Origin of the sequence: Kocuria sp. LHG3120 (genome assembly GCF_049897445.1) — a bacterium.
In the GTDB taxonomy this organism is placed as follows: Bacteria; Actinomycetota; Actinomycetes; order Actinomycetales; family Micrococcaceae; genus Kocuria; species Kocuria rosea.
In genome coordinates, this window is sequence record NZ_JAFCWG010000001.1 from 744,704 (window position 1) to 770,480 (window position 25,777).

A 25,777-nucleotide genomic window follows, 5' to 3' on the forward strand; every position below is an offset into this window, starting at 1 on the left:
GCCTGAAGAGTGTCCTGGGGAGTTCGGGTGGGGCGGCCCCGGAGGGCGCCGGAGCGGGTCGTCGTCGGATGCGGCGCGGCCGGGGACCCTGTCGGGCCCCCGGCCGGTCACGGCCGTTCGGCTCAGGGCCGTTCGGCTCAGAACTGGGCGGTCTCGGTGGACCCGGCCAGCGCCGTGGTGGAGGACTGCGGGTTGAGGACGGTGGAGACCAGGTCGAAGTAGCCGGTGCCGACCTCGCGCTGGTGGCGGGTGGCGGTGTAGCCGCGCTCCTCGGCCGCGAACTCCCGCTCCTGCAGCTCCACGTAGGCCGTCATCTGGTTGCGGGCGTAGCCGTGGGCGAGGTCGAACATCGAGTAGTTCAGGGCGTGGAAGCCGGCCAGGGTGATGAACTGGAACTTGAAGCCCATCGCGCCCAGCTCGCGCTGGAACTTGGCGATCGTGGCGTCGTCCAGGTGCTTCTTCCAGTTGAAGGACGGCGAGCAGTTGTAGGCGAGCATCTGGTCGGGGTGCTCCGCGTGGATGCCGTCGGCGAACTTCTTGGCCAGCTCGAGGTCCGGGGTGCCCGTCTCCATCCACAGCAGGTCGGCATACGGGGCGTACGCGTTGCCGCGGGCGATGCAGGCTTCGAGGCCGTTGCGGACCTTGTAGTAGCCCTCCGCGGTGCGCTCGCCGGTGACGAACGGCTTGTCGCGGTCGTCCACGTCCGAGGTGATCAGGGTGGCCGCCTCCGCGTCGGTGCGGGCGATGATCAGCGAGGGGACGTCGGCGACGTCGGCCGCGAGCCGGGCCGCGCTCAGGGTGCGGACGTGCTGCTGGGTGGGGATGAGCACCTTGCCGCCCAGGTGGCCGCACTTCTTCTCGGAGGCCAGCTGGTCCTCCCAGTGCACGCCGGCCGCGCCGGCGGCGATCATGGACTTCATGAGCTCGTAGGCGTTGAGCGGGCCGCCGAAGCCGGCCTCGGCGTCGGCCACGATCGGGACCAGCCAGTCCTCGACCGTGCTCGTGCCCTCGGAGTGCTCGATCTGGTCGGCGCGCATCAGTGCGTTGTTGATCCGCCGCACGACCGCCGGGACGGAGTTCGCGGGGTAGATCGACTGGTCGGGGTAGGTCTGGCCCGCGAGGTTCGCGTCGCCGGCGACCTGCCAGCCGGAGAGGTAGATGGCCTTGAGACCGGCCTTGACCTGCTGGACCGCCTGGTTGCCGGTCAGGGCGCCCAGGGAGTTCACGAAGTCCTCGGTGTGCAGCTTCTCCCACAGCTGCTCCGCGCCGCGGCGGGCCAGGGTCATCTCCTCCTGCACCGTGCCGCGCAGGCGGACGACCTCCTCCGCCGTGTAGTCGCGGGTGATCTGCGCCCAGCGGGGATCGGCGTCCCACTCCTGGCGGATCTCGTCGGCGGTCTTGGGGGCGTTGGGGTAGGACATGTCGGCTCCTCGTTGAGTGGTCCGAGAACGGGTGCTTCGGCTTCGGGGTCACCGGGAAGTTCACTCCTCCGTGGTGACACATCCCACTTTGCCCCAGTTCAACCCGGATCAACCCCACATTTCTCGTCGAACTTTCGCCGTTATTCGTCTATCGTGAAGAAATGACGACCAGCGCTTGGGGCACCGAGGAACCGACGACGGCGGAGCCGGCCGGCAGCACCGACCTGATCGGTCTCGGCCGGCGCATCCGCTCGCTGCGCAAGGACCGCGGCATGACGCTCGCGGAGCTCGCCGACCGGGCGGGCACCGCCACCTCGCAGCTGTCCGTGATCGAGAACGGGCGCCGCGAGCCCCGGCTCAGCCTGCTGCGGCGCCTCGCCGAGGTCCTGGGCACGAGCGTGGACGCCCTGCTCGGGGCCGAGCCCGGCACCCGGCGGGAGGCGCTCGAGATCCAGCTCGAGCGCGCCCAGCGCTCCCCGTTCTACGAGCAGCTGGGGCTGCCGACCGTCCGGGTCAGCTCCGCGCTGTCCACCGAGGTGCTCGAGGCGCTCGTGGCCCTGCAGGAGCGGCTGGCCGAGGCCCTCGAGAAGAACTCGGCCACCCCGGAGGAGGCCCGCCGGGCCAACGTGCAGCTGCGCCGGCTCATGCGGGCGCAGGACAACTACTTCCCGGACCTGGAGCAGGCCGCCAAGGAGCTGCTGACCCTGGGCGGCTACTCCTCGGGTCCCGTGTCCAACTCCGTGATCTCCGAGATGGTGGGCAGGCTCGGCTACAGCATCCACCACGTCACCGACCTCCCGCACTCGACCCGCTCGGTGACCGACCTGCTCAACCGGCGGATCTACCTGGTGCAGAGCCCCCGGGCGGACCACGACCCCCGCGCGGTGCTGCTCCAGGCCGTGGGGCACCAGGTGCTGGGCCACGAGCCGCCCAAGGACTACGCCGAGTTCCTCGCCCAGCGCGTGCAGACCAACTACTTCGCCGCCGCGGTGATGCTCCCGGAGGACAAGACCGTCCCGTTCCTGCTCGAGGCGAAGAAGGACCGGGACCTCTTCCTGGAGGACCTCAAGGACCGCTTCGCCGTCTCCCACGAGACGGCGGGCCACCGCTTCACGAACCTGGCCACCCGGCACCTGGGGATCCGCACCCACTTCCACAAGGTGCACTCGTCCGGGGTGATCCACAAGGCCTACGAGAACAACGGGCTGGCGTTCCCGACGGACCACACCGGGGCGATCGAGGGCCAGATCTCCTGCCGCAAGTGGTCCGGGCGCACCGTCTTCGACCAGCCCAACCAGTTCACGGCGTTCGCCCAGTACACGGACACCCCCTCCGGCACGTACTGGTGCTCCACGCGCACGGAGCTCTCGAGCCAGGGCGCGTTCTCCATCGGCGTGGGCGTCGCGTTCACCGACGCCCGCTGGTTCCGCGGCCGCGACACCCCGCACCGCACGGTGTCGACCTGCCCGGACCCCTCGTGCTGCCGGCGCCCGCCCGAGGAGCTCAGCCGGGTGTGGGCGGGCCACGCCTGGCCCAACACCCGGGCCCACTCGCACGTGCTCGCCGCCCTCCCGGAGGGGGCCTTCCCCGGCGTCGACGAGCGGGAGGTCTACGAGTTCCTGCAGGCGCACGACGACGCCTGAGCCGGCCCCGCGGGCCGCCGGCGCGGTCTCCCCGCACCCCCGGGACCGCCTCCCTATACCCGTAGTGGCTGGCCACTGCCCGGGAGCGGGCGTAAAGTTCTGTGGGACCTCTGCTCCACCCACCCCCCTGGACGCTGCGCTCCACCGGGCCGGCTCCGGGCGGAAAGGACACCATGCCCCAAGAGATAGCCCAGACGATCGCGATCGTCATCTACTTCGCCGCCATGATCGGGATCGGCCTCTACGCCAACAGCAGGACGAAGAACCTCGACGACTACATGCTCGGCGGGCGCAACCTCAAGCCCGGGACCGCCGCCCTCAGCGCCGGTGCCTCCGACATGTCCGGCTGGCTGCTGCTCGGTCTGCCCGGCGCGGTGTTCCTCTCCGGTCTGGTCGAGGCGTGGATCGCCGTCGGCCTGATCGTCGGCGCGTGGGTCAACTGGAAGTTCATCGCGCCCCGGCTGCGCTCCTACACCGAGGTCTCGCACAACTCGATCACGATCCCGTCCTTCCTGGACAACCGGCTCAAGGGCGGCAGCAGGCTGCTGCGCATCGTCTCCGGGCTCATCATCCTGGTGTTCTTCACGTTCTACGTCTCCTCCGGCATGGTGGCCGGCGGGCTGTTCTTCCAGTCGTCCTTCGGCTCGACGTACCACGCCGGGCTGCTCCTCGTCGTCGGCGTCACCATCGCCTACACGCTCTTCGGCGGCTTCCTCGGTGCGACCTACACGGACGTGGCCCAGGGCCTCCTGATGTTCGCGGCCCTGCTCCTCGTCCCCGTCGTGGGCGTGATCAACGTGGGCGGCTTCGGCCAGATGGCGGAGAACATCCGCGCCGTCCAGCCCGACGCCCTCTCCATGGTGTCCGGGGCCACGGCCATCGGCGTCATCTCGGCCCTGGCGTGGGGCCTCGGCTACTTCGGCCAGCCGCACATCATCGTCCGCTTCATGGCCATGCGCTCCCCCGCCGACGCCAAGACCGGCCGCCGGATCGGCCTGACCTGGATGGTGCTCAGCGTCATCGGGGCGATCGCCACCGCCCTGGTCGGCGTCGCCTACTACGGCAACCGCCCGGACGAGAGCCCGACCGACCCGGAGTCCGTGTTCCTGGACCTCGCGCAGGTCTTCTTCCACCCCGTGATCGCCGGCTTCGTGCTGGCGGCCGTGCTCGCGGCGATCATGTCCACGGTCTCCTCCCAGCTCATCGTCTCCTCCTCCGCCCTGGTGGAGGACCTGTACAAGCTGACGGTCAAGGAGTCCCCCTCCGAGCGCAAGCAGGTGTGGATGGGCCGCGCGGGCGTGGCCCTCGTCGCCCTCGTCGCCACGTTCCTGGCCTGGGAGCAGAACAACACGATCCTCGGCCTCGTGGCGTTCGCGTGGGCCGGCTTCGGCGCCTCGTTCGGCCCGATCGTGATCCTGTCCCTGTTCTGGCGCAAGCTCACGAACCTGGGCGCGATCACCGGAATGCTCCTGGGCGCGGTCACCGTGTTCGCGTGGACCGTGACCCCGTGGGCCGACCTCTACGAGATCATCCCCGGCTTCCTCGTGAGCCTCGTCTCCGCCGTGCTGGTCTCGAAGGCCACCTATCGGCGCGACGAGGAGATCGAGCGCGAGTTCGACGACGCCGTGCGCCTCGCCCACGCGGCGGAGGACGAGATGGCCGCCCGCTGACCTCTCGCACCGCTCCGCCGGGGCCCGTTCCGCACGCCGGAACGGGCCCCGGCGCCGTCCGGGGTCAGTACCCGATCGAGGCCAGGGTGGCCCGGATCGCCTCGGCGGAGCGGTGCAGCATGGCCAGCTCCTGCTCGTCCATGGGCACGGCCAGCCGCTCGACGACGCCCCGCCGCGCGACGATCGACGGCACGGACAGGGCGACCCCGCTGATCCCCCGGTAGTCGTCGAGGACCGTGGAGACGGGCAGCACGGCGTGCTCGTCCCGCAGCACGGCCTCCGCCACGCGCGCCCCGGCCAGGCCGATCGCGTAGTTGGTGGCGCCCTTGCCCTGGATCACCGTGTACGCCGCGTTGATCGTCCGGTGCGTGATCTCGTCCAGCCGCTCGTCGGTGAAGGGCCGCCGCCCCTCGACGGTCCAGTCCCGCAGCGGGATCTGCCCGATGTTCGCGTTCGACCACAGGGGGAACTCGGTGTCCCCGTGCTCGCCGACGATCGTGGCGTGCACGCTCGTGGTGGACACCCCGCCCTCCTCGGCCAGCAGCCACCGCAGCCGGGACGTGTCCAGCACGGTCCCGGAGGACATCACCCGCTCCGTGGGCAGGCCGGTGAGCTTCTGCGCGATGACCGTGAGCACGTCGCACGGATTGGTCACCAGCACGTACACGGCCTCGGGCGCCTGCTCCACCAGCCGCGGCATCAGCTGCTCTAGGATCGCGGCGTTGGCGCCCGCCAGCTCCATCCGGGTCTGGCCGGGCCGCTGCTTGGCCCCGGCGGTCACGAAGACGACGTCCGAGCCCGCCAGCACGGCGACGTCGTCGGAGCCGGTCACCCGGGAGCTGGGGGTGAACATGGCCCCGTGGGCGAGGTCCAGGCCCTCGGCGCGGACCCGGTCCCCGGCGAGGTCGTAGAGGGCCACCTCCTGGGCGACGCCCTTGATGAGGACCGCGTAGGCCAGGGACGAGCCGACGGAGCCGGCGCCGACCACGCCGATCTTGGTTCTCGCGGTAGTGGTGGGCACGGTCTCGGGCACGGGGAACTCCTCGGTGGTCCGGTGGTCCGCGGCTGCGGACGGTGTGCTCCCATCCTGGGCCAGCGGCGCGGGCCGCGGAAGGGCCCGGGCCACCGTGTCGCGGCTCAGCCGGCGGTGGACGCGGAGGCCGCGGCCAGGAAGTCCCGCATGATGGGTCCGCCGGTGACCGAGCCCAGGCCGCCGTCCTCCACGAAGACCGCCACGGCGAGGTCCTCGTGCTCGGCGATCACCCACGAGTGGGTCCGGGGCGGGTCCTCGTCGCCGAACTCGGCCGTGCCGGTCTTGCCGATCGCGGTGTCCGGCTCGAGCCCCTGCAGCACGCCCAGGTGCCCGGACGAGACGACGGCCCGCATCATGGTGCGCAGCTGCTCCGCCTCCTCAGCGGTCAGGGGCTCCTCCGGTCCGGGCCGGGTCGCGGCGTCCTCGTCGAGCAGTCCCTCGGTGCTGACCAGCCGGGGGGTGACGAGCTCTCCGGCGGCGACCGAGGCGGTGAGCCCGGCCATGCTCAGCGGGGACACGAGCGTGCGGCCCTGCCCGAACATCGCGGCGGCGTGCTGGGCCGGCGGCTCCTCCCGCGGGACCTCACCCCAGAACGCGGGCACGGACAGCTCCGCGGGCACCCCGATCCCGAGCGCGGCCGCGGCCTCGGCCAGCTCCGCCTGGTCGATCCGGTCGTGCTGGTCCACGAAGGTGGTGTTGCAGGAGTGGGCGAGCGCCTCGGTGAGGGTGATCGAGCCGGTGAACTCGGCCGGATAGGACTCGACGTTGTCGACCCGCACGCCCGCGGCGGTCGTGGACGGCGGGCACTGCACGACCGTCCCGGGGGTGTCGCCCTGCCGGAGCATCCCGAGGGCCGTGACCACCTTGAAGGTGGAGCCGGGCGCGTACCGGCCCAGCAGCGCGGTGGAGTAGCCCTCGGAGCCCGGCCCGTTGGCCGAGGCGACGAGCTCGCCCGTGGAGGGCCGGACGGCCACGACCGCCGAGGGGGACTCGATCCCGGCCAGCAGCTCACCGGCGGTGGCCTGGAGCCCGCGGTCCAGGGTCACCGCGACCGGCTCGCCGGCCTCCGCCGGGACCTCGAACAGCGGCTCGCCGGCCGCGGGCTCGCCCCCGATCTCCTCGACGACGACGCCGGGCGTGCCGCGCAGCCGGTCGTCGAAGCGCTCCTGCACTCCCCCGCGGCCGATCGCCGTCCCGGGGGCGAGCTCCCCGCCGGAGTCCGCCACGTCCTCGGCCGTCGCCTCGGCCACCCCGCCCAGCAGGTCGGCGGCGAAGCCGCGGGAGGGCGCCAGCGGCAGCTCGTCCTCGACCACGAGCAGGCCCGGGACCGCCTCCATCTCCGCCGCGTCCAGCTCCCGGAAATCCTCCAGCCGCAGCGGGACGGCCTCGACGAACGCCTCGGGCCCGGCCTGTCCGACGGCCTCGGCGTAGGCGTCGGCGTCGATGCCCACGGCCTCGGCGAGCCGGCGGGCCGCTTCCTCGGGGTCCGCCCCGTCGAGCCGCGACCGGTCGATGCCCACCCGCCGGATCGGGCGCTCCGTCACCAGCGTCTCACCGTCCGCCCCGAGGATGTCCCCGCGGTCCGCGGCCACCGTCCGGGCGCGCAGGGCCTCCCCCGCCGCCAGGCCCGGGTGCACCACGGCCGGGGACCACTCGGCGGCCCAGTCGCCGGACCCGGTCCGGACCAGCGGGAGGACCGAGTCGTACGCCCAGTCCTGCGCCACGCCCGGGAGGTCCCACGACCAGGACAGGGTGGCCTCGCGGCGGTCCTCCTGTCCGGTGTCCTCGACCGCGGAGACCTCGACGGCCGGGGCGGCCTCCCCGAGCGGCGCGGTGATCCGCTCGTACTGCTCCTGGGCGGAGGGACCCTCGACGTCGCCGAAGGACAGCTCCTGGACGCTGCCCGCGCCCAGGGCCGCGGCGACCCGGTCGGCGGTCTCCCGCCCGCCGTCGGGGGCGAGCGCCGAGCAGCCGGTGGCGAGGAGGGCCGCGGAGAGGGCGACCGGGAGGGCCGCCCTCGGCCGCCGGGGGCGGGGCCGGGACGCCGGGGGCTGCGGGGCGGGGCGGGGAGTCTGCACGGTGTCGAATCTAGTCCGTCCCGCCCCGGACGGGACAGGCCGGGGCGGAGGGATCCGGACACGGAAGAACCGGTGGGCGCCGTGTCTGCACGGCGCCCACCGGTCCGTCGGACGCGCGGGGAGGGGGTGCGCTCCCGCGCGGGGGCGGGGCCGGGTGCCGGCCCCTCACCACCGGATCAGCAGTGGTACGTGTCGGTCGGCGCCTCGAAGTGGACGTCGTAGCCCTCGGGGATGCTCAGGCCGAAGGCGCCGGCCAGGCCCAGGATCTTCTTGGCGCGGGCGAGGCGCGGCAGGTCGGAGCCGTTGCGGATCTCCCCGCCGTCGGCGTCGAACTCCTGGAGGAACTCGGTGGCCCAGGACAGCTCGGACAGGGACGGGCTCAGGCCCTCGTTGACCGTGGCGGTCTGCTCCGGCATCAGGCACAGCTTGCCCGTCATGCCGAACTCCAGCGTCACGGACGTGGCCTCGGCCAGCTTGGGGCCGAGCGCGCCGACGGCGGGCCCGTCGATGGGGCCGGGCAGGTTGGCCGCCCGGGAGGCGATGGTGAACTGCGAGCGCGTGTAGGCCAGCGTCATGGGGTTCTCCCCGAAGCCCGTGTCGCGCCGGAAGTCGCCCAGGCCGAAGCCGAGGCGGTACGTGGAGCGGGCGCCGGCGATGGCCTGCAGGTGCTGCACGCCGCGGGCCGTCTCGACGAGCGCCACGATCCGTGTGTCCTTGAGCAGCTCCGCGGTGCGGGTGACGTGCTCCGGGGACTCGACCATGGCCAGCATGACGCCGTCCAGGCCGCGGACGCCGGCGAGGGCCCGGAGGTCCTCCTCCCACCACTGGGTGCCGAAGCCGTTGACCCGCACCCACGCGTGGTGCTGCTCGCCGTGCTCGTCCCGGGCGTCCAGCCAGCTGATGACGTTGCGGCGGGCGCGCTCCTTGTCCTTGGGCGCCACAGAGTCCTCGATGTCCAGGACGACGACGTCGGCCGCGCTCGCCCGGGCCGCCGCGAACCGCTCGGCCTGGGCGCCGTTGACGAGCAGCCAGGAGCGGGCGAGCTCCGGGCCGACCGCTGGAGCGGCGACCTGGGGAACCAGCGGCAAGGACGAGGTGGTCGGGGTCGTCGGCGAGGTCTCGATCGAGGTGGCAGTCATGAGGGCGTACCCGTTCTCCGTGAGGTGCAGCGAGCTGCGGTGTGACAGATGTGCCGGGGCACCCGTGCTGGGAGGGCAGGTGCTGCCCGGCGGAACCGTGACCGGTGCCGGGCCCGCGGGAACGATCGCGTCGCGGGGGTCCGGCCGGTGCGTGCCCCGGACCGGGGATCGCGAGGTGGGCGAGCCGGTCCGTGCGCGCTGGATCAACGCGCTCGGCAGGTGCGGTGACTCCACCGTAACCCAGATCACACCGGGACGCCACCCGCCGTGCTCGTGCGCGGGGACCGGGATCAGGAGCGGCGCGCGGTGCGGGCGGTCGCGGGCGCGGTCCAGGGGTCCTCGGGCCAGGGGTGCCGGGGGTAGCGGCCGCGCATCTCGGCGCGCACCTGGGCGTAGGGGCCGGACCAGAAGGAGGCGAGGTCGTCGGTCACGGCCAGTGGCCGACCCGCCGGGGAGAGCAGGTGGAAGAGGACCGGGACCCGGCCGCCGGCCACGGCCGGGGACGCCGCCCACCCGAAGCACTCCTGGAGCTTGACGCTGACCACGGGCCGGCCGGCGGGGTCGTCGGCGGCCGGGTAGTCGATCCGGGCCCGGGAGCCGCTGGCCACGGTCAGCCGCTCGGGCGCGAGCTCGTCGAGGCGGGCGGCCTCCGGCCACGGGAGCAGCCGCCGCAGGGGCGCGGCGAGGTCGACCCGGCGGCCGGCGGCGAGGGCGTCGAGCTCGGGGGCGAGCCACTCGTCGAGCCGGTCGAGCAGGGCGGCGTCGGACACGTCGGGCCACGGGTCCCCGAGCCGGTGGTGGAGCAGCGCGAGCCGGCGCCTCAGCCGGTCGGCGCCGTCCGACCAGCCGAGCAGGCCGAGGCCCTGCTCGGCCAGGGCGGCGCGCACCGCCTCGCGGGCCGCCCCCGGGGTGGGCCGCACCGGGGTCGAGGACAGCTCGATCGCCCCGAGCGCGCGGACCCGGCGGGCGCTCGCCCGCCCGTCCTCGAAGCGGGTGCGGACCTCGTCGGTGAGCAGATGCTCGGCGCAGCGCTCGGCGAGGGGCCGGTCGAGCGCCGCCGCGGCGCGCACGACCGCCCCGGTCCCGGCGGCGGCCTGGCCGGACGCCCGGGTGACGTCCGCGACGGCGAGCCACTCGTGGCCCGCCAGGCCGCTCCCCGGGGCCAGTCCCGCACGGGTCCCAGAGGCGAGCAGGTAGGTGTCCCCCACCTTCCGGGCGACCCGCTCCGGCAGGGCCAGCGCCACGACGGCACCGGTCACGGAATCGGCCGGGACGTCCCCGGCGCCCGGCGGCGCGGGCGCTGCGGAGAACGGCGGGTCCGTGGCGATCCGCTCCAGCCGGCGGGCCTCGTCGGCCCAGCGGCGGGCGTCCGGGGCCCGCCCGGCGCGCAGCTCGGTGAGCAGGCGGGTCAGGTCCCCGCCGGGCGGGCGGTGGTCGTCCGAGACCATCGCGACGACCTCGGCCGCCGGCCGGGCACCCACCGCGCGGGCGCCGTCCAGCAGGCCACGGGCCAGGCGCGGGTCCACGGGCACCGCCGCGAGCAGCCGGCCGGTGGCGGTGGCCCGGCCGTCGTCGTCGAGCGCGCCGAGCCCGTGCAGCACGGCGACGGCGTCGGCCAGGGCCGGCGCGGGCAGGGGGTCCGGCAGGGACAGGCCCCGTCCGCCGGGGGCGCCCCAGCAGGCGAGCAACAGCGCGGCGCCCGTGAGGTCGGCGGCCGCGAGCTCGGGGGTGAGGTGGCGGGGCATCGCGGCCCAGGTCCGCTCGTCGTAGCAGCGCACGACCTCCCCGGGCCCGAGCCGGGCGGCACGGCCTGCCCGCTGCTCGGCCGAGGCCCGGGAGGCCGCCACCGTGACCAGGCCCGTCATGCCGCGGCCGGCGTCCCGACGGGGCTCGCGGGAGAGCCCGGAGTCGACCACGAGGCGCACGCCCGGCACCGTCAGGGAGGACTCGGCCAGGGACGTGGAGACGACCACGCGGGGCGGGTCCCCGGGCCGGCGTCCCGAGGTCGCCCGGTCCTGCTCGGCGGCCCCGACCCAGCCGTGCAGCTCGAGCACCTCGGTCCCGCGGCAGGTCTCCCGCAGCCGCCGGGCGACCTGGGCGACCTCCCACGCCCCGGGGACGAACACGAGCGCGTCCGTGGCGCCGTCCCGGGCCAGGGCCCGCGCGTGGGCGTCGGCCGCGGTCCGGGCGACGTGGTCGAGGAACGGGCGGGTGACCCCGCGCTCGTCGGTGCGCCGGCCGGGGGCCGGGGCCCACCGGACCGTGAGCGGGTGGAGGGCGGCCGGGCAGTCGACCACGGGGGCCGGGGCGCCCTCGCCCAACAGCCCGGCGAAGCGCGGGGCGTCGAGGGTCGCGGACATCGCGACGAGCACCAGGTCCTCGCGCAGCTGCCGGACCTCGGCCAGCATGCCGACGAGCAGGTCGGACTCGAGACCGCGCTCGTGGACCTCGTCGAGGACCACGGCGCCCACCCCGGGCAGCCCGGGGTCCTGCAGCAGCCGGCGCAGGAGCACGCCGGGCGTGAGGAACTCGACGAGGGTGCCGGCCCCGGTGCGCCGGTCGCCGCGCACCGTGTGGCCCACGAGCTCGCCCACCCGGGTCCCGGCCAGGTGCGCCAGGCGCCGGGCCGCCGCGCGGGCGGCGACCCGGCGGGGCTGGGTGACGACCACCCGGCCGGGCCCGGGACCCGTGGCGCGCTCGTGCAGCAGGTCGGCGACCAGCGGGGGCACCAGGGTGGTCTTGCCGGTGCCGGGCGGGGCCTGCACCACGGCGACGCCGCCGGCGAGGGCCGCGCGGAGCTCGCCGAGCACCCCGGCGACCGGCAGGCCGGCGCCGATCCGGGCGAGGTCGAAGGGGACGGGGCTCATCGTCCCAGTCTCCCACCGCCGCGGGGGCCGGCCGCGGCGGACGGCGGCCGCCGCACCCGGCGCGCACCGTCCGGGGCGGCCGCGACCCGGGCGGGGAGGGCGGTCAGGGCCCGGTGCGGGCCAGGAACCCGCGCAGCACCGCGGCGAACTTCTCCGGCTCCTGCGAGTGGACCCAGTGGCCGGCCTCGCGGATCGTCACCCGGTGCGCCCGGGGGAACAGCCGGCGCATGACCGGCGCGTGCTCGTCGCGGACGTAGTCCGAGCGCCCGCCGGCGACCCAGAGCACCGGCCCCTCGTAGACGGCGTCCCCGGTGTCCGGGAAGCCGCCGATGGTGTCCAGGCTCGACCGCAGCAGCTCGAGGTTCGGCTCCCAGGAGAGGCCCTCCGGGCCCCTGCGCAGGTTCTGCAGCAGGAAGCTCCGGGTGGTGTCCCACGGGATGGGCCCCTGGAGGGCCTCGTCCGCGTCCGAGCGGCGCTCGACGGCCGTGAGGTCCACGGCCGCGAGGCTGTCCAGCAGGTGGGCGAACTCGCCCTCGCCGCCCCCGGCCCGGGCGGGGGCGATGTCCACCACGACGAGCCGGGAGACGAGGTCCGGGTGCCGCAGCGCCAGCACCATCGCCACCTTGCCGCCGAGGGAGTGTCCGACGACGGCGACCGGCCCCGCCGCGGCGAAGCCGTCGCGCAGGGTCTCGGCCACGGAGTCAGCCATCTGCTCGTAGTCCACCCGGTCCGTCCACGCGGACCCGCCGTGGTTGGGCAGGTCCACGAGCAGGCTCCGGAAGTCCGGCTGGAGGTCCTTGGCGATCCGGGTGAAGTTCTTGCCCCGGCCGAACAGACCGTGCAGGAAGACGACGCGGTCGCCGTCGTCCCCGACAGCGGTGGTGTGCAGGGTGCTCGTCCGGATCTCAGCCATCCTCCGAGCTTAGGGTCTCGGCCGCCGGGGGACGGCGCTCTCGTCGCGCGCCGAGGACTCAATGCCCCGCAGTCGTCCGGAACTGTTGTCACGACCACCGGCGGAGTGGTCGGATAGGTCACATGAAGAAGCTCATCAACGACCCGGCCGACGTCGTCCGGGAGGCCCTGCTCGGCATGCAGGCGGCGCACGGGGACCGCCTGCGCGTCGACCACTCCAACCGCGTCGTCTTCCGCGCCGACGCGCCCCGGCGCGGCAAGGTGGGCCTGGTGTCCGGCGGCGGCTCCGGACACGAGCCGATGCACGGCGGGTTCGTGGGCCCGGGCATGCTGGACGCGGCCTGCGCCGGCGAGGTGTTCACCTCCCCGGTGCCGGACCAGATGCTCGCCGCGACCCTCGGCGTCGACGGCGGCGCCGGCGTCCTGCACATCGTGAAGAACTACACCGGCGACGTCATGAACTTCGAGATGGCCGCCGAGCTCGCCGCCGAGAACGGTGTCGAGGTGGTCTCGGTCGTCACGGACGACGACGTCGCCGTGCAGGACAGCCTGTACACCGCCGGACGTCGCGGCGTGGGGGTCACCGTGCTGCTGGAGAAGATCGCCGGTGCGGCCGCCGAGGAGGGCCGTCCGCTCGCCGAGGTCGCCGACATCGCGCGGCGGGTCGACGAGCAGGGGCGCAGCATGGGCATGGCGCTCACCTCGTGCACGGTCCCGGCCGCGGGCAGGCCGACGTTCGAGCTCGGCGAGAACGAGATCGAGGTCGGCATCGGCATCCACGGCGAGCCCGGACGCGAACGGCGGCCGATCGCTCCCGCGCGGGAGGTCGCGGCCATGCTCGTCGAGCCGGTCCTGGCCGACCTGCCCGCGGCCGACGGCGCCCCGGTGATCGCGTTCCTCAACGGCATGGGCGGCACGCCGCTGATCGAGCTGTACATCATGTACTCCGAGGTGCAGCAGCTGCTCCAGAAGGCCGGCATCCCGGTCGCCCGCAGCCTGGTCGGCAACTACATCACCTCGCTGGACATGGCCGGCTGCTCCGTGACCCTGCTGCGCGCGGACGACGAGATCGTCCGCCTGTGGGACGCGCCGGTCAACACCCCCGGCCTGCGCTGGGGCACGTGATGCCGGAGGTCACCGCCGAGGGTCTCGACCGCTGGCTGCGGAGGTTCGCGGAGGTCGTCCACGACCACGCCGCCGAGCTCACGGAGCTCGACTCCGCCATCGGCGACGCCGACCACGGGAGCAACATGGACCGTGGCATGCGGGCGGTCGTCGGCGCGCTGGACGCGGGCGACGCCGGGGACCCCGGCGCGATGCTGAAGAAGGCCGGCATGACCCTGGTCAGCACCGTCGGCGGGGCCAGCGGCCCGCTGTACGGCACGTTCTTCCTGCGGGTCGGCGGCGGGCTGGCCGGTGGGCAGGCCGTCGACGCCGCCGCGCTGGGCGGGGCGCTGCGGGCCGGGCTGGAGGGCGTGGTCGCCCGGGGCAAGGCCCAGCAGGGCGACAAGACGATGGTGGACGCCCTGGTCCCGGCGATCGACGCCTACGACGCGGCGGTGGCCGGTGGCGCCGGCATCGCCGACGCGCTGTCCGCGGCGGCCGACGCGGCGGAGGCGGGCTGCGCCGCGACGATCCCGCTCGTGGCCCGCAAGGGCCGGGCCAGCTACCTGGGCCAGCGCAGCGCCGGGCACCAGGACCCGGGCGCCACCAGCACGGCGCTGCTGCTGCGGTCCGCCGCCGACAGCCTGCCGTGATCGGCATCGTCGTCGTCTCGCACAGCCGCGCGCTGGCCGAGGCGGCCGTCGAGCTGGCCTGCGAGATGGTCGCGGAGCGCCCGCCGATCGCCGTGGCGGCGGGTGCCGGCGCCGGGTTCGGCACGGACGCCGTCGCGGTCGCCGACGCCATCACCGCCGTCGACTCACCGGACGGCGTGCTGGTGCTCCTCGACCTCGGCAGCGCCGTGCTCAGCGCGGAGATGGCGCGGGAGCTCGTGGCGCCCGACGTCGCCGAGCGGGTGCGCCTGTCGCCCGCTCCGCTCGTCGAGGGGCTGGTCGCCGCCGTGGTGACGGCCGCGACCGGCGCGCCGCTGGACGCGGTGCTCGAGGAGGCCGGCCGCGGACTGGCCGCCAAGCTGGATCACCTGGGGGAGGCGGTGGACCCGTCGGCGGCGGGCACGACGGCGCCGCCCGCGGCACCCGAGGTCGTCGCCGAGCTGCCGGTGGACACCCCGCACGGCCTGCACGCGCGCCCGGCCGCCCGGCTGGTCGGGCTCGTGCGGGCCGCCGACGCGGCCGCCGTGGTCACGAACCTGCGCACGGGCCGCGGTCCGGTCGACGCCCGCAGCCTCTCCGGGCTCGTGACGCTCGCCGTCCGGCAGGGCGACCGGCTGCGCTTCGAGGCGTCCGGACCCGGCGCCGAGTCGTTGACCGAGGCGGTGCGGGCGCTGGCCGCGGACTCCTGGGGCGACCGGCCCTCCGGCCAGGCGCCCCCGGCGGCGCCCGGGTCGGCCGGTCCGGCGGTCGTGCCCGCGCCGCCCGCCGCCGGACCGGGCGGCGACGTCGCCCTCGGCCCGGCGGTGGTGCGGGGCGGGGCGATCGACCTCTCCGGCTACCGGCCGGGCGGGCCCGCCGAGGAGCAGCGGCGCTCGGACGCGGCCGTCGCCCGCGCACTCGCCGAGCTGGCCGCACTGCGCCGTTCCGCCACCGGAGGCCCCGGCCCGGTGGGCGCCGTCCTCGAGGCCCACGAGGCCCTGCTCGTCGACCCCGGGCTGACCGGGGCCGTCTCCGCCGGCATCGCCGCCGGCGCGCCCGCGCCCACGGCGTGGGAGGACCGGCTCTCCGCGCTGGGCGGAGAGCTCGAGGCGATGGACGACCCCTACCTGCGGGCGCGCGCCGAGGACGTCCGCAGCGTGCGGCAGCGGGTGCTCGCCGCACTGGCCGGAGCCGGCGCGCCCGAGGACGCCGTCCCGGCCGAGGGTCCGCCCGCGGTCCTCGTCGTGCGGGAGCTCGACGCCGCCACGGCGGCGACGCTGGACCCGCACCGCGTCGCGGGCGTGGTCACGCTGGCGGGCGGGGACACCGGCCACGGCGTCCTCGTCGCCCGCTCACGCGGCATCCCGGTGTACCACGACGCCGGGCCGGCCGCGGCCGCTGTGGCACCCGGCACCGTCGTCGGCTTCGACGCGCGGGCCCGGCGGTTCGTCGTCGCCCCCGACGAGAGCACCCGGCGCTCCCTCCGCGAGCTGTCGGCCGCCCGGGCCGTCGAGGCCGAGCGCGTCCTGGCCACCGCCCGCGAACCGGGCGCGACGGCGGACGGCCACCCGGTGCCGGTGCTCGCCAACGTCACGACGCCTGCCGACGCCGGCCGGGCCGTCGCGTTCGGCGCGCAGGGGTGCGGGCTGCTGCGCACCGAGGTCCTGTTCAGCCACCTGGACGACGCCCCGTCGGTCGAGGCGCAGGCGGCCGCGTTCGCTGGGATCGCCGAGGCGTTCGCCGGGCGGCCGGTGACCGTCCGCACCTGGGACGTCGGCGGCGACAAGCCGCTGTCCTTCCTGCCGGCGCCCGACGAGGCGAACCCGTTCCTCGGCGAGCGCGGGCTCCGGCTCATGCGGCGGGCACCGCAGGTGCTCCGCGACCAGCTGACCGCGATCTGTCTGGTGGCTCGGGACCACCCGGTGCACGTCATGTTCCCCATGGTCAGCACCGCCGAGGAGGTGGCGTGGGCGCAGGAGCGGCTCGACGAGGCCTCCTCGGCGATCGGCGGCCGCCCGGCGGGCATGAGGGTCGGCGTCATGATCGAGGTCCCGGCCGCGGCCCTGGCCGTCCGCCGTGTGGCGCAGGGGCTCGACTTCGTGAGCATCGGCACCAACGACCTCGCGCAGTACACGATGGCCGCCGAGCGGGGCAACACCGCGGTCTCGGCGCTGGCGGACGCCCGGCAGCCCGCCGTGCTCGGCCTGGTGGCCCGGGTGTGCGCCGAGGTGCCCGAGGGCACGCACGTCGCGGTGTGCGGCGACCTCGCCGGTGACCCGGCGGCGGCGGTGGTGCTCGCCGGGCTGGGCGTCGAGGAGCTCAGCGTGGTGCCCACCCAGGTGGCCCTCGTCAAGGCGCGGCTGCGGGACGTGACGCTGGCCGGTGCGCAGGACCTCGCGCGGCGGGCCCTGGCGTGCGGGTCCGCCGCGGAGGTGCGGGCGCTGCTGGCGGGCGCGATCCCGGGCTGACGGGCGGTGGCTGTCGGGGGGGGCGTTCTCCTCCCGCCCTCCACAGCACCGTTGCTGACGGTCCGGCGGCCCGGCTCGAGGCCGGCGGAGAAGTCCCCGTAGACTCGGACCCGTGACCGACGCGACCCCGACCCCCGCCAGCAACCACCTCCCCGAGCAGGTCTCGGAGCTCTTCGACCCCGTGCAGTGGCGGACGGTCGAGGGCTTCCAGGACCTGCAGGACCTCACCTACCACCGCGGTGTGGAGCGGGACGCGGACGGCGCGGTGCTCCGGGACCTGCCGTGGGTGCGGATCGCCTTCGACCGCCCGGAGGTGCGCAACGCCTTCCGGCCGGGCACCGTCGACGAGCTCTACCGCGCGCTCGACCACGCGCGGATGAGCTCGGACGTGGGCGCCGTGGTCCTCACCGGCAACGGGCCCTCCGCCAAGGACGGCGGCTGGGCGTTCTGCTCCGGCGGGGACCAGCGCATCCGCGGCCGCGACGGCTACCGCTACGCCGGGGGCGAGACCGCCGAGAGCATCGACCCGGCCCGCGCCGGGCGGCTGCACATCCTCGAGGTGCAGCGCCTGATCCGCACCATGCCCAAGGTGGTCATCGCCGCCGTCCCCGGGTGGGCCGCGGGGGGCGGGCACTCCCTGCACGTGGTCTGCGACCTCACGATCGCGTCCCGGGAGCACGGGCGGTTCAAGCAGACGGACGCCACCGTCGGCTCCTTCGACGCCGGCTACGGCTCCGCGCTGCTCGCCCGGCAGGTGGGGCAGAAGGCGGCGCGGGAGATCTTCTTCCTCGCCCGGGAGTACGACGCGCAGCGGATGCTCGAGCTGGGCGCGGTCAACGAGGTCGTCCCGCACGCGGAGCTGGAGGACGCGGCGATCGCCGCCGCCCGGGATGTGGCGGCCCAGTCCCCGCAGGCGATCCGGATGCTGAAGTTCGCCTTCAACCTGCCCGACGACGGGATGGTCGGCCAGCAGGTCTTCGCCGGCGAGGCGACCCGCATGGCCTACATGACCGACGAGGCCGTCGAGGGCCGGGACGCGTTCCTGGGCAAGCGCGACCCGGACTGGTCCGGCTTCCCCTACTACTTCTGATCCGGCTGCCGCCGGTGCACGGCCCGTCCCCGGGTCGGGAGCCGACCGGCGGCGCGAGGAGGAGGGCCGTGATGGCCGAACTGATCGTCCCCGGCGACGCCGTGGTCCTCGACGGGCCCGTGCCCGGCGACCCCCTGCGGCTGCTGTCCCCGCTGACCCGTGCGCTGGGCCGGGAGGGCCCCGCCGTCGTCGTGCGGACCTCCGGCTCCACTGGCCGGGCCAAGCGCACGGTCCTCACCCGGGACGCGCTCGCGGCGTCCTCGATGGCCACCGCGGTGCGCACCGGCGGGGTGGGCCAGTGGCTGCTCGCGCTGCCCGTCCACTACGTGGCCGGGGTGCAGGTGCTCGTGCGCTCCCTCTACGCCGGGACGGACCCCGTGGTCCTCGACCCCGCGGCCCGCTTCACCCCGGAGGCCTTCGCGGCGGCGGCCGAGGAGCTGGAGGACCCCGTGCGCTTCACCTCGCTCGTGCCCACCCAGCTGCAGCGGATCCTGGAACCGGCGTCCGGGGTGCGCAACGGGGACGCGGTCTCCGCGCTGAAGAGCTTCTCCGCGGTCCTGCTCGGCGGCTCGGCCGCTCCCCCGCGGCTGCTGGCGGCCGCCCGGGCCGCCGACGTCCGGGTGGTCGTCACCTACGGGATGTCGGAGACGTGCGGGGGCTGCGTCTACGACGGCGTGCCCCTGGACGGCGTCTCCGTGCACGTGGGGACGGAGGGGGCCGAGGACGACGCCCCGCGACCCGGGGTCACCGGCGGGTCCGGGCCGGGCCGGATCTGGCTCGGCGGGGACGTCGTCGCCGCCGGCTACGCCGGGGACCCGGAGCAGACCGCACGGCACTTCCGGGAGGCCGCCGGGACCCGCTGGTACCGCACGGACGACCTCGGCGAGATCTCCGCCGACGGCGTGCTCACGGTGCACGGGCGGGTCGACGACGTGGTGAACACCGGCGGGGTCAAGGTCGCCGCGGGGCTCGTGAGCGCCGCGCTCACGGAGCACCCGGGGGTGCGCCAGGCCCTGGTGCTCGGCGTGCCCGACCCCGAGTGGGGGCAGGCGGTCGGGGCGGCGGTCGTCGCGGCCCCCGGCGCGGACCGCCGGCGGCTGCGCGCCGAGCTCGAGGAGTCGGTGCGCGCCCGGCACGGCGCCGCCGCGGTGCCCCGGCGCTGGGCCTGGCCGGACGAGCTGCCCCTGCTGCCCACCGGGAAGCCGGACCGCGCCGCCGTGGGCCGTCTGCTGGGCTGAGCCCCCGCCCGAGCCGGGTCCGGGGCCGGGCCGTGACACAATGGTTCGCGGCCACGGACCCCCACCGCGGCCCGCATCCCGCACCCCGCACCCGCGCGGGTCGTTCCCGACGGAGGTAGCCCGTGGCCACGCCAGCACAGTGGATCGAGGGGGCCCGGCTCCGGACGCTGCCGATGGCCCTCGCCCCCGTGGTGGCCGGCTCCGCCGCGGCCCAGGCCCTGCACTCGTTCGACCCCGTCCGCGCGCTGCTCGCGCTGCTGGTCGCCCTCCTCCTGCAGATCGGCGTGAACTACGCCAACGACTACTCCGACGGCATCCGGGGCACCGACGACGACCGTGTGGGCCCCCTGCGCCTCACCGGCTCCGGGGCCGCCGCGCCGGGGCAGGTGCGGGCGGCGGCGCTGCTGTGCTTCGGCCTCGCCGCGCTCGCCGGCGCGGCCCTGGTGGTGCTGAGCCGTCAGTGGTGGTTCATCCCCGTGGGCCTCTCTGCCGTGCTCGCCGCGTGGGGGTACACCGGCGGGCGCAGCCCGTACGGGTACCGCGGGCTCGGGGACGTGTTCGTGTTCGTGTACTTCGGGCTCGTGGCCGTGCTCGGCACCACGCTCACCCAGGCGGGCGCCCTCAACCTCGAGGCCTTCGTCGCGGCCCTGTCCACCGGTCTGATCGCCACCGCCCTGCTGATGGCCAACAACATCCGGGACCTGCCCGGGGACCGGGAGGTCGGCAAGCGGACCCTGGCCGTGCGGCTGGGCGACCCGCTGGCGCGGGTGGTGTTCACCGCGGAGATCGCCGTGGCGTTCGCGCTCGTGCTGTTCCTGGTGCCCGACAACCCGTGGATGCTGCTCGTGCTGCTGCTCCTGCCCCTGGCGTGGGCGCCCGTGGCCACGGTGCTGCGGGTGCAGGACCGGCGCCAGCTCATCCCCGTGCTCCGGCAGTGCGGGGTGCTCAACGTGGGCTGGGCCGTGCTCTTCCTGCTGGCGGTGCTGCTGCGGCAGTGGTGGTGAGCACCCGGTGAGGAGGCGACGGCAGGCGGCTCAGACCTCGCGGCCGTCCTCGCGCAGCCGCCGGTCCACGTAGGCGTCCTCGACCTCCTGGTCCTCGAGCGCCACCCGGTTGCGGGGCTTCGGCGCCCGCGCGAACCACCGGTGGAACTCCTCCCCCGCGGCGCTGTGCAGGCGCGGGAAGAACAGGTAGGAGACCGCGAAGGAGATGACCACCGCGGCGACCCCGGACAGGACCAGCCCCACGCCCAGCCACATGCTGAGCAGGAAGGCCAGCACGAGCAGCGCGAACCGGAGCAGGGAGTACTTCAGGAAATTCACGCGCTCAGTCTAGCCGGAGCTCCTGACAGGTTCCCCGGGCCGGCGGAGCGGCGGACAGGGCTTCCGGAGCGCTGAGCTGGCGTCCAGGCAACTCCCCTACGATTGTCGGCATGGGCAGAGCCATCCTCATCATCGGCGCGGCCGCTTTGGCGGTGGGCGTGATCGTCTACTCCCTCATCGAGTGCGCCCGGACCGACAGCACCGACATGCGCGGTCTCCGCAAGGGAGGCTGGATCGCGGTGATCCTCCTCCTCCCCCTCCTCGGCGCCCTCCTGTGGCTGTTCCTCGGGCGGCCCAAGGGCACCGCGGAGTCCTCGCGTCCCGCGCGCGGCAGGGGGCCCGACGACGACCCCCAGTTCCTGCGCAACCTCGAGGAGCGCCGCCGGCAGCAGGAGAAGGCCGAGAAGCTCCGGCAGTGGGAAGAGGAGCTGCGACGCAACGGCGGACCGGGAGCGTCCGGCGGCACCGGGCCGGACGGGGCTCCCGGCGAGCGCCCCGACGACGGGCCCTCCGGCGGCTCGTCCGCCGGCCGCAGCGACGGGCCGACGGACGGCTCCCCCGGCAGCCGGCCCCCGCGCGGCTGATCCGCCCGGCAGGACCGCACGGCAGGACCACCCGGCAGGGCCCCACGGCAGGACCGCTCAGAGCGGGACCACGCGCCGGAGCCGCCCCGCCGCGGACCCGACCGGGCCGGACGCCCCGGCCACGACCGCCCCGACCACGACGAACGGCCCGCACCTGCCGGTGCGGGCCGTTCCGGTGTCGTCGCCCGGCGGGGCGGCCGGGTCAGACCCCGGAGTAGGAGTGCAGGCCGGGGAAGACGGTGTTGACCACGGTGAAGTTGAAGATCACGCAGAGGTAGCCGACGATCGACAGCCAGGCCGACCGGTTGCCGGTCCAGCCCCGGGTGGCGCGGGCGTGCATGTAGGCGGCGTAGACCACCCAGATCACGAAGGTCCAGACCTCCTTGGTGTCCCAGCCCCAGTAGCGGCCCCAGGCCTGCTCCGCCCAGATGGCGCCGGCGGCGAGGGTGAAGGTCCAGAACGCGAACCCGACCGCGTTGAGCCGGAAGGACAGGTTCTCGAGCGCCTGGGAGGACGGGACCATCGCCAGGAACCCCGCGCCGGGCCGCTCGCCGGACAGGATGATCTGCTCCCGCCGGGCCTGCAGCAGCTGCAGGACGGCCATGGCGAACGTGATGGTGAAGATCCCGGAGGCGGCCACGGCGATGGACACGTGGATCACCAGCCACCAGGACTGCAGGGCGGGCTGCAGCGGTCCCACCGGGGTGGGGAAGCCGATGGTGGCCGCGCAGAGCATGATCACCACGAGCCCGGAGACCAGGGAGCCCACGAAGCGCAGGTCCCGGGCCAGCAGGGCCAGCAGGAACACGCCCGCGACGACCAGGGCGCCCGTGGTGCAGAACTCGTACATGTTGCCCCACGGCACCCGCCCGGCCGCGAAGGCCCGGCTGAGCACGGCGGCGGCGTGCACGGCGAAGCCCAGGACCATGACGGCCACGGCCACGCGGGCGGCGGGCCGGCGCTCGCCGGTGTAGCGCATCTCCTCGTCCGCCACGTGGCCGGACAGGGCGGAGCGCGCGCTCGTGCGGTAGCCGCGCCCGCGGTGGCCCGCGCCGTGGCCGGCCCGGGAGTCCGCGGGCTCGGCGGCGTCCCCCGAGGTCGCCGTGGAGGCTCCCGCGGCGGCGCCCACGAGCTCGCGCTCGCCGCTGCCCTCGGCCCCGCGCAGGGTCTTGGAGTGGGACGCCACGTCCCACGCGAAGGCCACGAAGGCGACCAGGTAGGTCATGGCCGCCAGGAGCATGAAGAGCTCGCTCCAGGCGCCCAGTGTCTCGTTGACGGTCATGCCGCCCATCCTCTCACTCGTGGTCCGGCCGGGCGTCCGGCACGGAGTCCGTCCGGCCGTCCGGCCGGCCGGCGGCGTGCCCGGTGCTCCCGGCCGTCGCCGCGGTCGCTGTTGCTGTCGCTGGTGCCGGCGTCGGCGTGGTCGCCGTCCCGGACGTGGTCGTGGTGTCGTTGTCCCGCACGCCGGCGTCCTGCCACTGCTCGGTCCAGAGCCGGTCCAGCCGCTCGGCCTCCGCGGCGAGCCGGGGGTCCTCGCCGCGGGCCAGCAGCCCGTACTCCAGCACCGTGCAGGGCCGTCCGTCCGCGTCGACGCCCTCCGCCGCGCGCACCCAGACGCGGCGGCGGGCGATGAACAGGGACATGAGCAGGCCGGCGAAGGCCGCGACGAAGGAGACGAAGGCGCCCGTCTTGCCGGGGTCGTAGTGGACGTCCAGACCCACGTAGCGCTTGACGTCCAGGAACTCCACGGTGCCCTTGCCGTCGGGCAGCTCGTGCACGGGGTTCGCGGCGTCGAGCGTGATGGCGCCGTTCTCGTTGGTCATGGCGTTGAGCTCGGTGAGCGGCTCGACGTCGAGCACGTACACGTTCTGCGGTTCGCCGCTGTCCAGGCCGAGGTCCCCGTGGTACGCGGAGAGGATCAGCCGGGGGTTGGCGAGGCCGGGGTCCACGGAGCGGGGCATCTCGCCCTCGCCGCCCACGGCGGTGGGCAGCAGCAGCCCCACGAGGCCGAGCTGGTCGGGACGGGCGTCCGGGATCTTGAGCACGAGCGAGGACGTGTAGACGCCGTCGGAGGGGATGGTCACGACCGGCCCCTCGAAGGCGACGTCCCCGTTGCCGTCGGTCACCCGCACCACCGGGGCGTAGCCGTTGCCCACGAGGTAGCTCTTCACGCCGTTCACGTTGAGCGGCTGGTTCACCTTCAGGACCTCCTGCCGCGGCTCGGCGCCGGGCTCGTCCTGCACGGTGACCTCCGCGGTGAAGTCGAGCGGCGCCCCGTAGCTGCGCGGGTTCGTGGTGTCCCGGTTGAACACGGCCTCGAAGCGGTCCAGCCGCACCGAGAAGGGGTCGAGCCAGTCGGCGTCGTAGTTGGGGCCGGGGGTGAAGGAGTCGTAGCCGATGAGGGTGTTGACGAAGGACTCGCCCTCCACGACCACCCGCTGGCCCTTGTAGCCGAAGAGGGAGCCGACGGCCACGGACACCAGCACGCCCAGCAGGGCCAGGTGGAAGACGATGTTGCCGACCTCCTTCCACATGCCGCGCTCGGCGGCCACCGACGGGGCGGCCGTGCCGGCGTCCCGGACCGCCACCCGGTAGCCGCGCTTCTTCAGCAGCCGGGCGGCGTCGGCCACGACGTCGTCCGGGGCCGGCGCCCCGGCCCCGTCACGGCCGCCCAGGGCCAGGGAGCGGTGCTCCGGCAGCCGCTCGAGCCGGCGCGGGGTGCGCGGGGGCTCGGCCCGCCACGCCCGCCAGTGCTTGGCCGCGCGCGGCAGGACGCACCCCACGAGGGAGACGAACAGCAGGATGTAGATCGCGGAGAACCACGCCGACGAGAAGACGTCGAACAGCTGCACCCGGTCCAGCCACTCCCCCAGGACGGGGTTGTTGTCGATGTAGTCCTGGACCGCCGCCGGGTCCTGGATCCGCTGCGGGAAGATCGATCCCGGCACCGCGGCGACCGCCAGGAGCAGCAGCAGGAACAGGGCGGTGTTCATCTTGGTCAGCTGCGTCCAGGCCCACCGGGCCATGCCGAGGGGCCCCAGGGCGGGGAGCTCGACGTCCGGGGTGCGCTGTCCGGACGGGTCCGGGGACGCGGGGCCCGACGACGACGGGGGCGCTGCGGTGCTCATGGCGGCCTTTCTGCTGTCGGTGCGGGCTCGCGGGTCGGAGGTGCTCAGATCGGCATCACCCAGTCGGTGACGAGCTCGGCCTGCACCCAGGAGACGAACGCGGTCCACGCGCCCGTCATCATGAGCAGGCCGACGAGCACGAGCAGGCCGCCGCCGGCGCGCTGGATGCCGAGGCGGTGCCGGCGGAAGAAGCCCATGGCGCCCATGCCCCGGCGCAGGGCGAGGGCGAGCAGCAGGAACGGCACGCCCAGGCCCAGGCAGTAGGCGACCGTGAGGACGGCCGCCTTGCCGGTCGAGGCGCCGTCCACGTAGACGAGCGCCTGCACGGCCGCGAAGGTGGGGCCGATGCAGGGGGCCCAGCCGAGGCCGAAGGTCACGCCGAGCAGCGGGGCGCCCCAGAGCCCGGGCGGTGGGCGGTGCTCGATCTTGCGGTCCCGCTGGAAGAAGGACACCCCGCCGAGGAACACGACGCCCATGAGCACCACGAGCCCGCCGAGGACCACGGTGATCCAGTTCTGGCCCAGGAACCAGGCGTAGGCGCCCAGCTGGGCCAGCAGCACGGACATCAGCAGGAACACGGCGGAGAAGCCGAGGACGAACAGCGTGATCCCCGCGAGCACGCGGCCGCGCCGCTGCTCCTGCAGGTCCGCGCCGGTCAGGCCGGTGACGTAGCCGAGGTAGCCGGGCACGAGGGGCAGCACGCACGGGGAGGCGAAGGAGACGAGGCCGGCGAGCAGCGCCACGGGCAGCGCGACGAGGAGGGAGCCGTCGAGGACGATCTCGGCGAAGGGGTTGCCAGCCGTCATGCCGCTTCGGCCACCGTGTCCTCGAGGAGGGTCTCGAGCACGGAGCGGTCCGCGATGCCGAGGATGCGGGCGGCCACCCGCCCCTGGGCGTCGAGCACGAGCGTGGTCGGCACGGCCTGCGGCGGCACGTACGCGCTCAGCGCCATGAGCACGCCCCCGTCCTTGTCCGCGACGGAGGGGTACGGGATCTCGAAGGTGCGCTCGAACGCCTCGGCGGTGGCCCGTTCGTCGCGCAGGTTCACACCGTAGAAGGCGACCTGCCCCTCGAACCGCTCGGCGAGCTCGCGGAGGTCGGGGGCCTCCACGCGGCACGGGGCGCAGCCCGCGTACCAGAAGTTCAGCAGCGCGGGCCGCCCGCGCAGGTCCTCGGCGGCGAGGGGCGTGCCGTCGAACAGCGTGCCGGCGAACTGCACCGGCTCCCCGCGCTCGGCGGCCGGGTACTCGGAGACCGTGCCGTCCCCGGCGATGTAGCCCTTCTGGTCCCCCGAGTTCGCCTGCTGGGCGAGGGAGTCCTCCTCCGTGCACCCGGCGAGGGCGAGTCCGAGGACGCCGAGGCTCGCGAGCGAGAGCACGCGGCGGCGGGACGGACGGGGGGCGGGCGAGGGGCGGGAGGTCACGGACGGA

20 protein-coding genes are annotated in these 25,777 nt (G+C 75.0%); 9 read left to right on the plus strand and 11 right to left on the minus strand.

Annotated elements, in window-relative coordinates; all coding sequences use genetic code 11:
* Nucleotides 1–137: 137 nt before the first annotated feature.
* Complete coding sequence (gene aceA, locus ACP7CD_RS03485) at nucleotides 138–1,421, minus strand: isocitrate lyase (protein WP_017832461.1); 1,284 nt, start codon at nucleotides 1,419–1,421, stop codon at nucleotides 138–140.
* 161 nt (nucleotides 1,422–1,582) lie between these two features.
* Here aceA and ACP7CD_RS03490 point away from each other — a divergent pair, with 161 nt between their 5' ends.
* Together ACP7CD_RS03490 and putP are read left to right on the plus strand one after the other, a co-directional pair.
* The gene (locus ACP7CD_RS03490) at nucleotides 1,583–3,064 is read left to right on the plus strand and encodes a helix-turn-helix domain-containing protein (protein ID WP_017832462.1); all 1,482 of its coding nucleotides are present in this window, start codon (nucleotides 1,583–1,585) and stop codon (nucleotides 3,062–3,064) included.
* A gap of 173 nt (nucleotides 3,065–3,237) precedes the next feature.
* The gene (putP, locus tag ACP7CD_RS03495; RefSeq protein WP_017832463.1) at nucleotides 3,238–4,734 is read left to right on the plus strand and encodes a sodium/proline symporter PutP; all 1,497 of its coding nucleotides are present in this window, start codon (nucleotides 3,238–3,240) and stop codon (nucleotides 4,732–4,734) included.
* Nucleotides 4,735–4,798: 64 nt separating this feature from the next.
* Here putP and ACP7CD_RS03500 read toward each other — a convergent pair whose 3' ends face one another.
* The 5 genes from ACP7CD_RS03500 to ACP7CD_RS03520 all read right to left on the minus strand — a co-directional run bounded on the left by ACP7CD_RS03500 (nucleotide 4,799) and on the right by ACP7CD_RS03520 (nucleotide 12,764).
* Nucleotides 4,799–5,767: an L-lactate dehydrogenase gene (locus ACP7CD_RS03500; RefSeq protein ID WP_017832464.1), complete on the minus strand. Its 969-nt coding sequence runs from the start codon at nucleotides 5,765–5,767 to the stop codon at nucleotides 4,799–4,801.
* Nucleotides 5,768–5,871: 104 nt separating this feature from the next.
* Nucleotides 5,872–7,845, minus strand: coding sequence for a penicillin-binding transpeptidase domain-containing protein (locus ACP7CD_RS03505; RefSeq protein ID WP_426118857.1), 1,974 nt, complete (start codon nucleotides 7,843–7,845; stop codon nucleotides 5,872–5,874).
* 176 nt (nucleotides 7,846–8,021) lie between these two features.
* On the minus strand, nucleotides 8,022–8,984 hold the full coding sequence (locus tag ACP7CD_RS03510) for an HpcH/HpaI aldolase/citrate lyase family protein (protein ID WP_240722364.1): 963 nt from the start codon (nucleotides 8,982–8,984) through the stop codon (nucleotides 8,022–8,024).
* A gap of 290 nt (nucleotides 8,985–9,274) precedes the next feature.
* A complete protein-coding gene (hrpB, locus tag ACP7CD_RS03515; RefSeq protein ID WP_426118859.1) occupies nucleotides 9,275–11,851 on the minus strand; it encodes an ATP-dependent helicase HrpB in 2,577 nt (858 codons plus the stop codon).
* 103 nt (nucleotides 11,852–11,954) lie between these two features.
* Nucleotides 11,955–12,764 (minus strand): alpha/beta fold hydrolase, encoded by an 810-nt coding sequence (locus ACP7CD_RS03520; protein ID WP_426118861.1) that lies wholly within the window; start codon nucleotides 12,762–12,764, stop codon nucleotides 11,955–11,957.
* A gap of 122 nt (nucleotides 12,765–12,886) precedes the next feature.
* On the opposite strand from ACP7CD_RS03520, the gene dhaK reads away from it, so the two are divergent.
* The 6 genes from dhaK (at nucleotide 12,887) to ACP7CD_RS03550 (ending at nucleotide 20,317) form a co-directional block, all read left to right on the plus strand.
* A complete protein-coding gene (dhaK, locus tag ACP7CD_RS03525) occupies nucleotides 12,887–13,888 on the plus strand; it encodes a dihydroxyacetone kinase subunit DhaK (protein ID WP_115163595.1) in 1,002 nt (333 codons plus the stop codon).
* Nucleotides 13,888–14,520 (plus strand): dihydroxyacetone kinase subunit DhaL, encoded by a 633-nt coding sequence (gene dhaL, locus ACP7CD_RS03530; RefSeq protein WP_426118863.1) that lies wholly within the window; start codon nucleotides 13,888–13,890, stop codon nucleotides 14,518–14,520. Before dhaK ends, dhaL begins: the two co-directional genes overlap by 1 nt.
* The gene (gene ptsP / locus ACP7CD_RS03535; protein ID WP_426118865.1) at nucleotides 14,517–16,985 is read left to right on the plus strand and encodes a phosphoenolpyruvate--protein phosphotransferase; all 2,469 of its coding nucleotides are present in this window, start codon (nucleotides 14,517–14,519) and stop codon (nucleotides 16,983–16,985) included. The genes dhaL and ptsP overlap by 4 nt, the downstream gene beginning before the upstream one ends.
* Before the next feature lie 112 nt (nucleotides 16,986–17,097).
* Nucleotides 17,098–18,075 (plus strand): 1,4-dihydroxy-2-naphthoyl-CoA synthase, encoded by a 978-nt coding sequence (locus ACP7CD_RS03540; RefSeq protein WP_426118867.1) that lies wholly within the window; start codon nucleotides 17,098–17,100, stop codon nucleotides 18,073–18,075.
* A 71-nt stretch (nucleotides 18,076–18,146) separates the two neighbouring features.
* Nucleotides 18,147–19,313: an AMP-binding protein gene (locus ACP7CD_RS03545; protein WP_136341416.1), complete on the plus strand. Its 1,167-nt coding sequence runs from the start codon at nucleotides 18,147–18,149 to the stop codon at nucleotides 19,311–19,313.
* A 122-nt stretch (nucleotides 19,314–19,435) separates the two neighbouring features.
* Entirely contained in the window at nucleotides 19,436–20,317 is an 882-nt protein-coding gene (locus tag ACP7CD_RS03550) for a 1,4-dihydroxy-2-naphthoate polyprenyltransferase (protein WP_426118869.1), read from the plus strand.
* A 30-nt stretch (nucleotides 20,318–20,347) separates the two neighbouring features.
* On the opposite strand, the gene ACP7CD_RS03555 is transcribed toward ACP7CD_RS03550, so the two are convergent.
* Complete coding sequence (locus tag ACP7CD_RS03555; RefSeq protein WP_017832475.1) at nucleotides 20,348–20,635, minus strand: DUF4229 domain-containing protein; 288 nt, start codon at nucleotides 20,633–20,635, stop codon at nucleotides 20,348–20,350.
* Nucleotides 20,636–20,745: 110 nt separating this feature from the next.
* Here ACP7CD_RS03555 and ACP7CD_RS03560 point away from each other — a divergent pair, with 110 nt between their 5' ends.
* Nucleotides 20,746–21,219 (plus strand): PLDc N-terminal domain-containing protein, encoded by a 474-nt coding sequence (locus ACP7CD_RS03560; protein ID WP_017832476.1) that lies wholly within the window; start codon nucleotides 20,746–20,748, stop codon nucleotides 21,217–21,219.
* 202 nt (nucleotides 21,220–21,421) lie between these two features.
* Here the strand turns inward: ACP7CD_RS03560 and ccsB are convergent, their stop codons facing one another.
* The 4 genes from ccsB to ACP7CD_RS03580 are packed head-to-tail and all read right to left on the minus strand — an operon-like array spanning nucleotide 21,422 to nucleotide 25,770.
* The gene (gene ccsB, locus ACP7CD_RS03565) at nucleotides 21,422–22,501 is read right to left on the minus strand and encodes a c-type cytochrome biogenesis protein CcsB (protein WP_426118872.1); all 1,080 of its coding nucleotides are present in this window, start codon (nucleotides 22,499–22,501) and stop codon (nucleotides 21,422–21,424) included.
* A gap of 13 nt (nucleotides 22,502–22,514) precedes the next feature.
* Nucleotides 22,515–24,347, minus strand: coding sequence for a cytochrome c biogenesis protein ResB (gene resB / locus ACP7CD_RS03570; protein WP_336649864.1), 1,833 nt, complete (start codon nucleotides 24,345–24,347; stop codon nucleotides 22,515–22,517).
* Nucleotides 24,348–24,391: 44 nt separating this feature from the next.
* Nucleotides 24,392–25,153 (minus strand): cytochrome c biogenesis CcdA family protein, encoded by a 762-nt coding sequence (locus tag ACP7CD_RS03575; protein WP_017832479.1) that lies wholly within the window; start codon nucleotides 25,151–25,153, stop codon nucleotides 24,392–24,394.
* Nucleotides 25,150–25,770, minus strand: a complete 621-nt coding sequence (locus ACP7CD_RS03580) for a TlpA family protein disulfide reductase (protein WP_426118875.1) — start codon at nucleotides 25,768–25,770, stop codon at nucleotides 25,150–25,152. Before ACP7CD_RS03580 ends, ACP7CD_RS03575 begins: the two co-directional genes overlap by 4 nt.
* Nucleotides 25,771–25,777: the final 7 nt, after the last annotated feature.

Bases quoted from the DNA above. Each gene is read 5' to 3' on its own strand.
- ACP7CD_RS03575 (WP_017832479.1), bottom strand. From the start codon at position 25,153: ATGACGGCTGGCAACCCCTTCGCCGAGATCGTCCTCGACGGCTCCCTC.
- ccsB (WP_426118872.1), bottom strand. From the start codon at position 22,501: ATGACCGTCAACGAGACACTGGGCGCCTGGAGCGAGCTCTTCATGCTC.
- aceA (WP_017832461.1), bottom strand. From the start codon at position 1,421: ATGTCCTACCCCAACGCCCCCAAGACCGCCGACGAGATCCGCCAGGAG.
- ACP7CD_RS03510 (WP_240722364.1), bottom strand. From the start codon at position 8,984: ATGACTGCCACCTCGATCGAGACCTCGCCGACGACCCCGACCACCTCG.
- dhaK (WP_115163595.1), top strand. From the start codon at position 12,887: ATGAAGAAGCTCATCAACGACCCGGCCGACGTCGTCCGGGAGGCCCTG.
- ACP7CD_RS03520 (WP_426118861.1), bottom strand. From the start codon at position 12,764: ATGGCTGAGATCCGGACGAGCACCCTGCACACCACCGCTGTCGGGGAC.
- putP (WP_017832463.1), top strand. From the start codon at position 3,238: ATGCCCCAAGAGATAGCCCAGACGATCGCGATCGTCATCTACTTCGCC.
- dhaL (WP_426118863.1), top strand. From the start codon at position 13,888: ATGCCGGAGGTCACCGCCGAGGGTCTCGACCGCTGGCTGCGGAGGTTC.
- hrpB (WP_426118859.1), bottom strand. From the start codon at position 11,851: ATGAGCCCCGTCCCCTTCGACCTCGCCCGGATCGGCGCCGGCCTGCCG.
- ACP7CD_RS03490 (WP_017832462.1), top strand. From the start codon at position 1,583: ATGACGACCAGCGCTTGGGGCACCGAGGAACCGACGACGGCGGAGCCG.
- resB (WP_336649864.1), bottom strand. From the start codon at position 24,347: ATGAGCACCGCAGCGCCCCCGTCGTCGTCGGGCCCCGCGTCCCCGGAC.
- ACP7CD_RS03545 (WP_136341416.1), top strand. From the start codon at position 18,147: ATGGCCGAACTGATCGTCCCCGGCGACGCCGTGGTCCTCGACGGGCCC.
- ACP7CD_RS03560 (WP_017832476.1), top strand. From the start codon at position 20,746: ATGGGCAGAGCCATCCTCATCATCGGCGCGGCCGCTTTGGCGGTGGGC.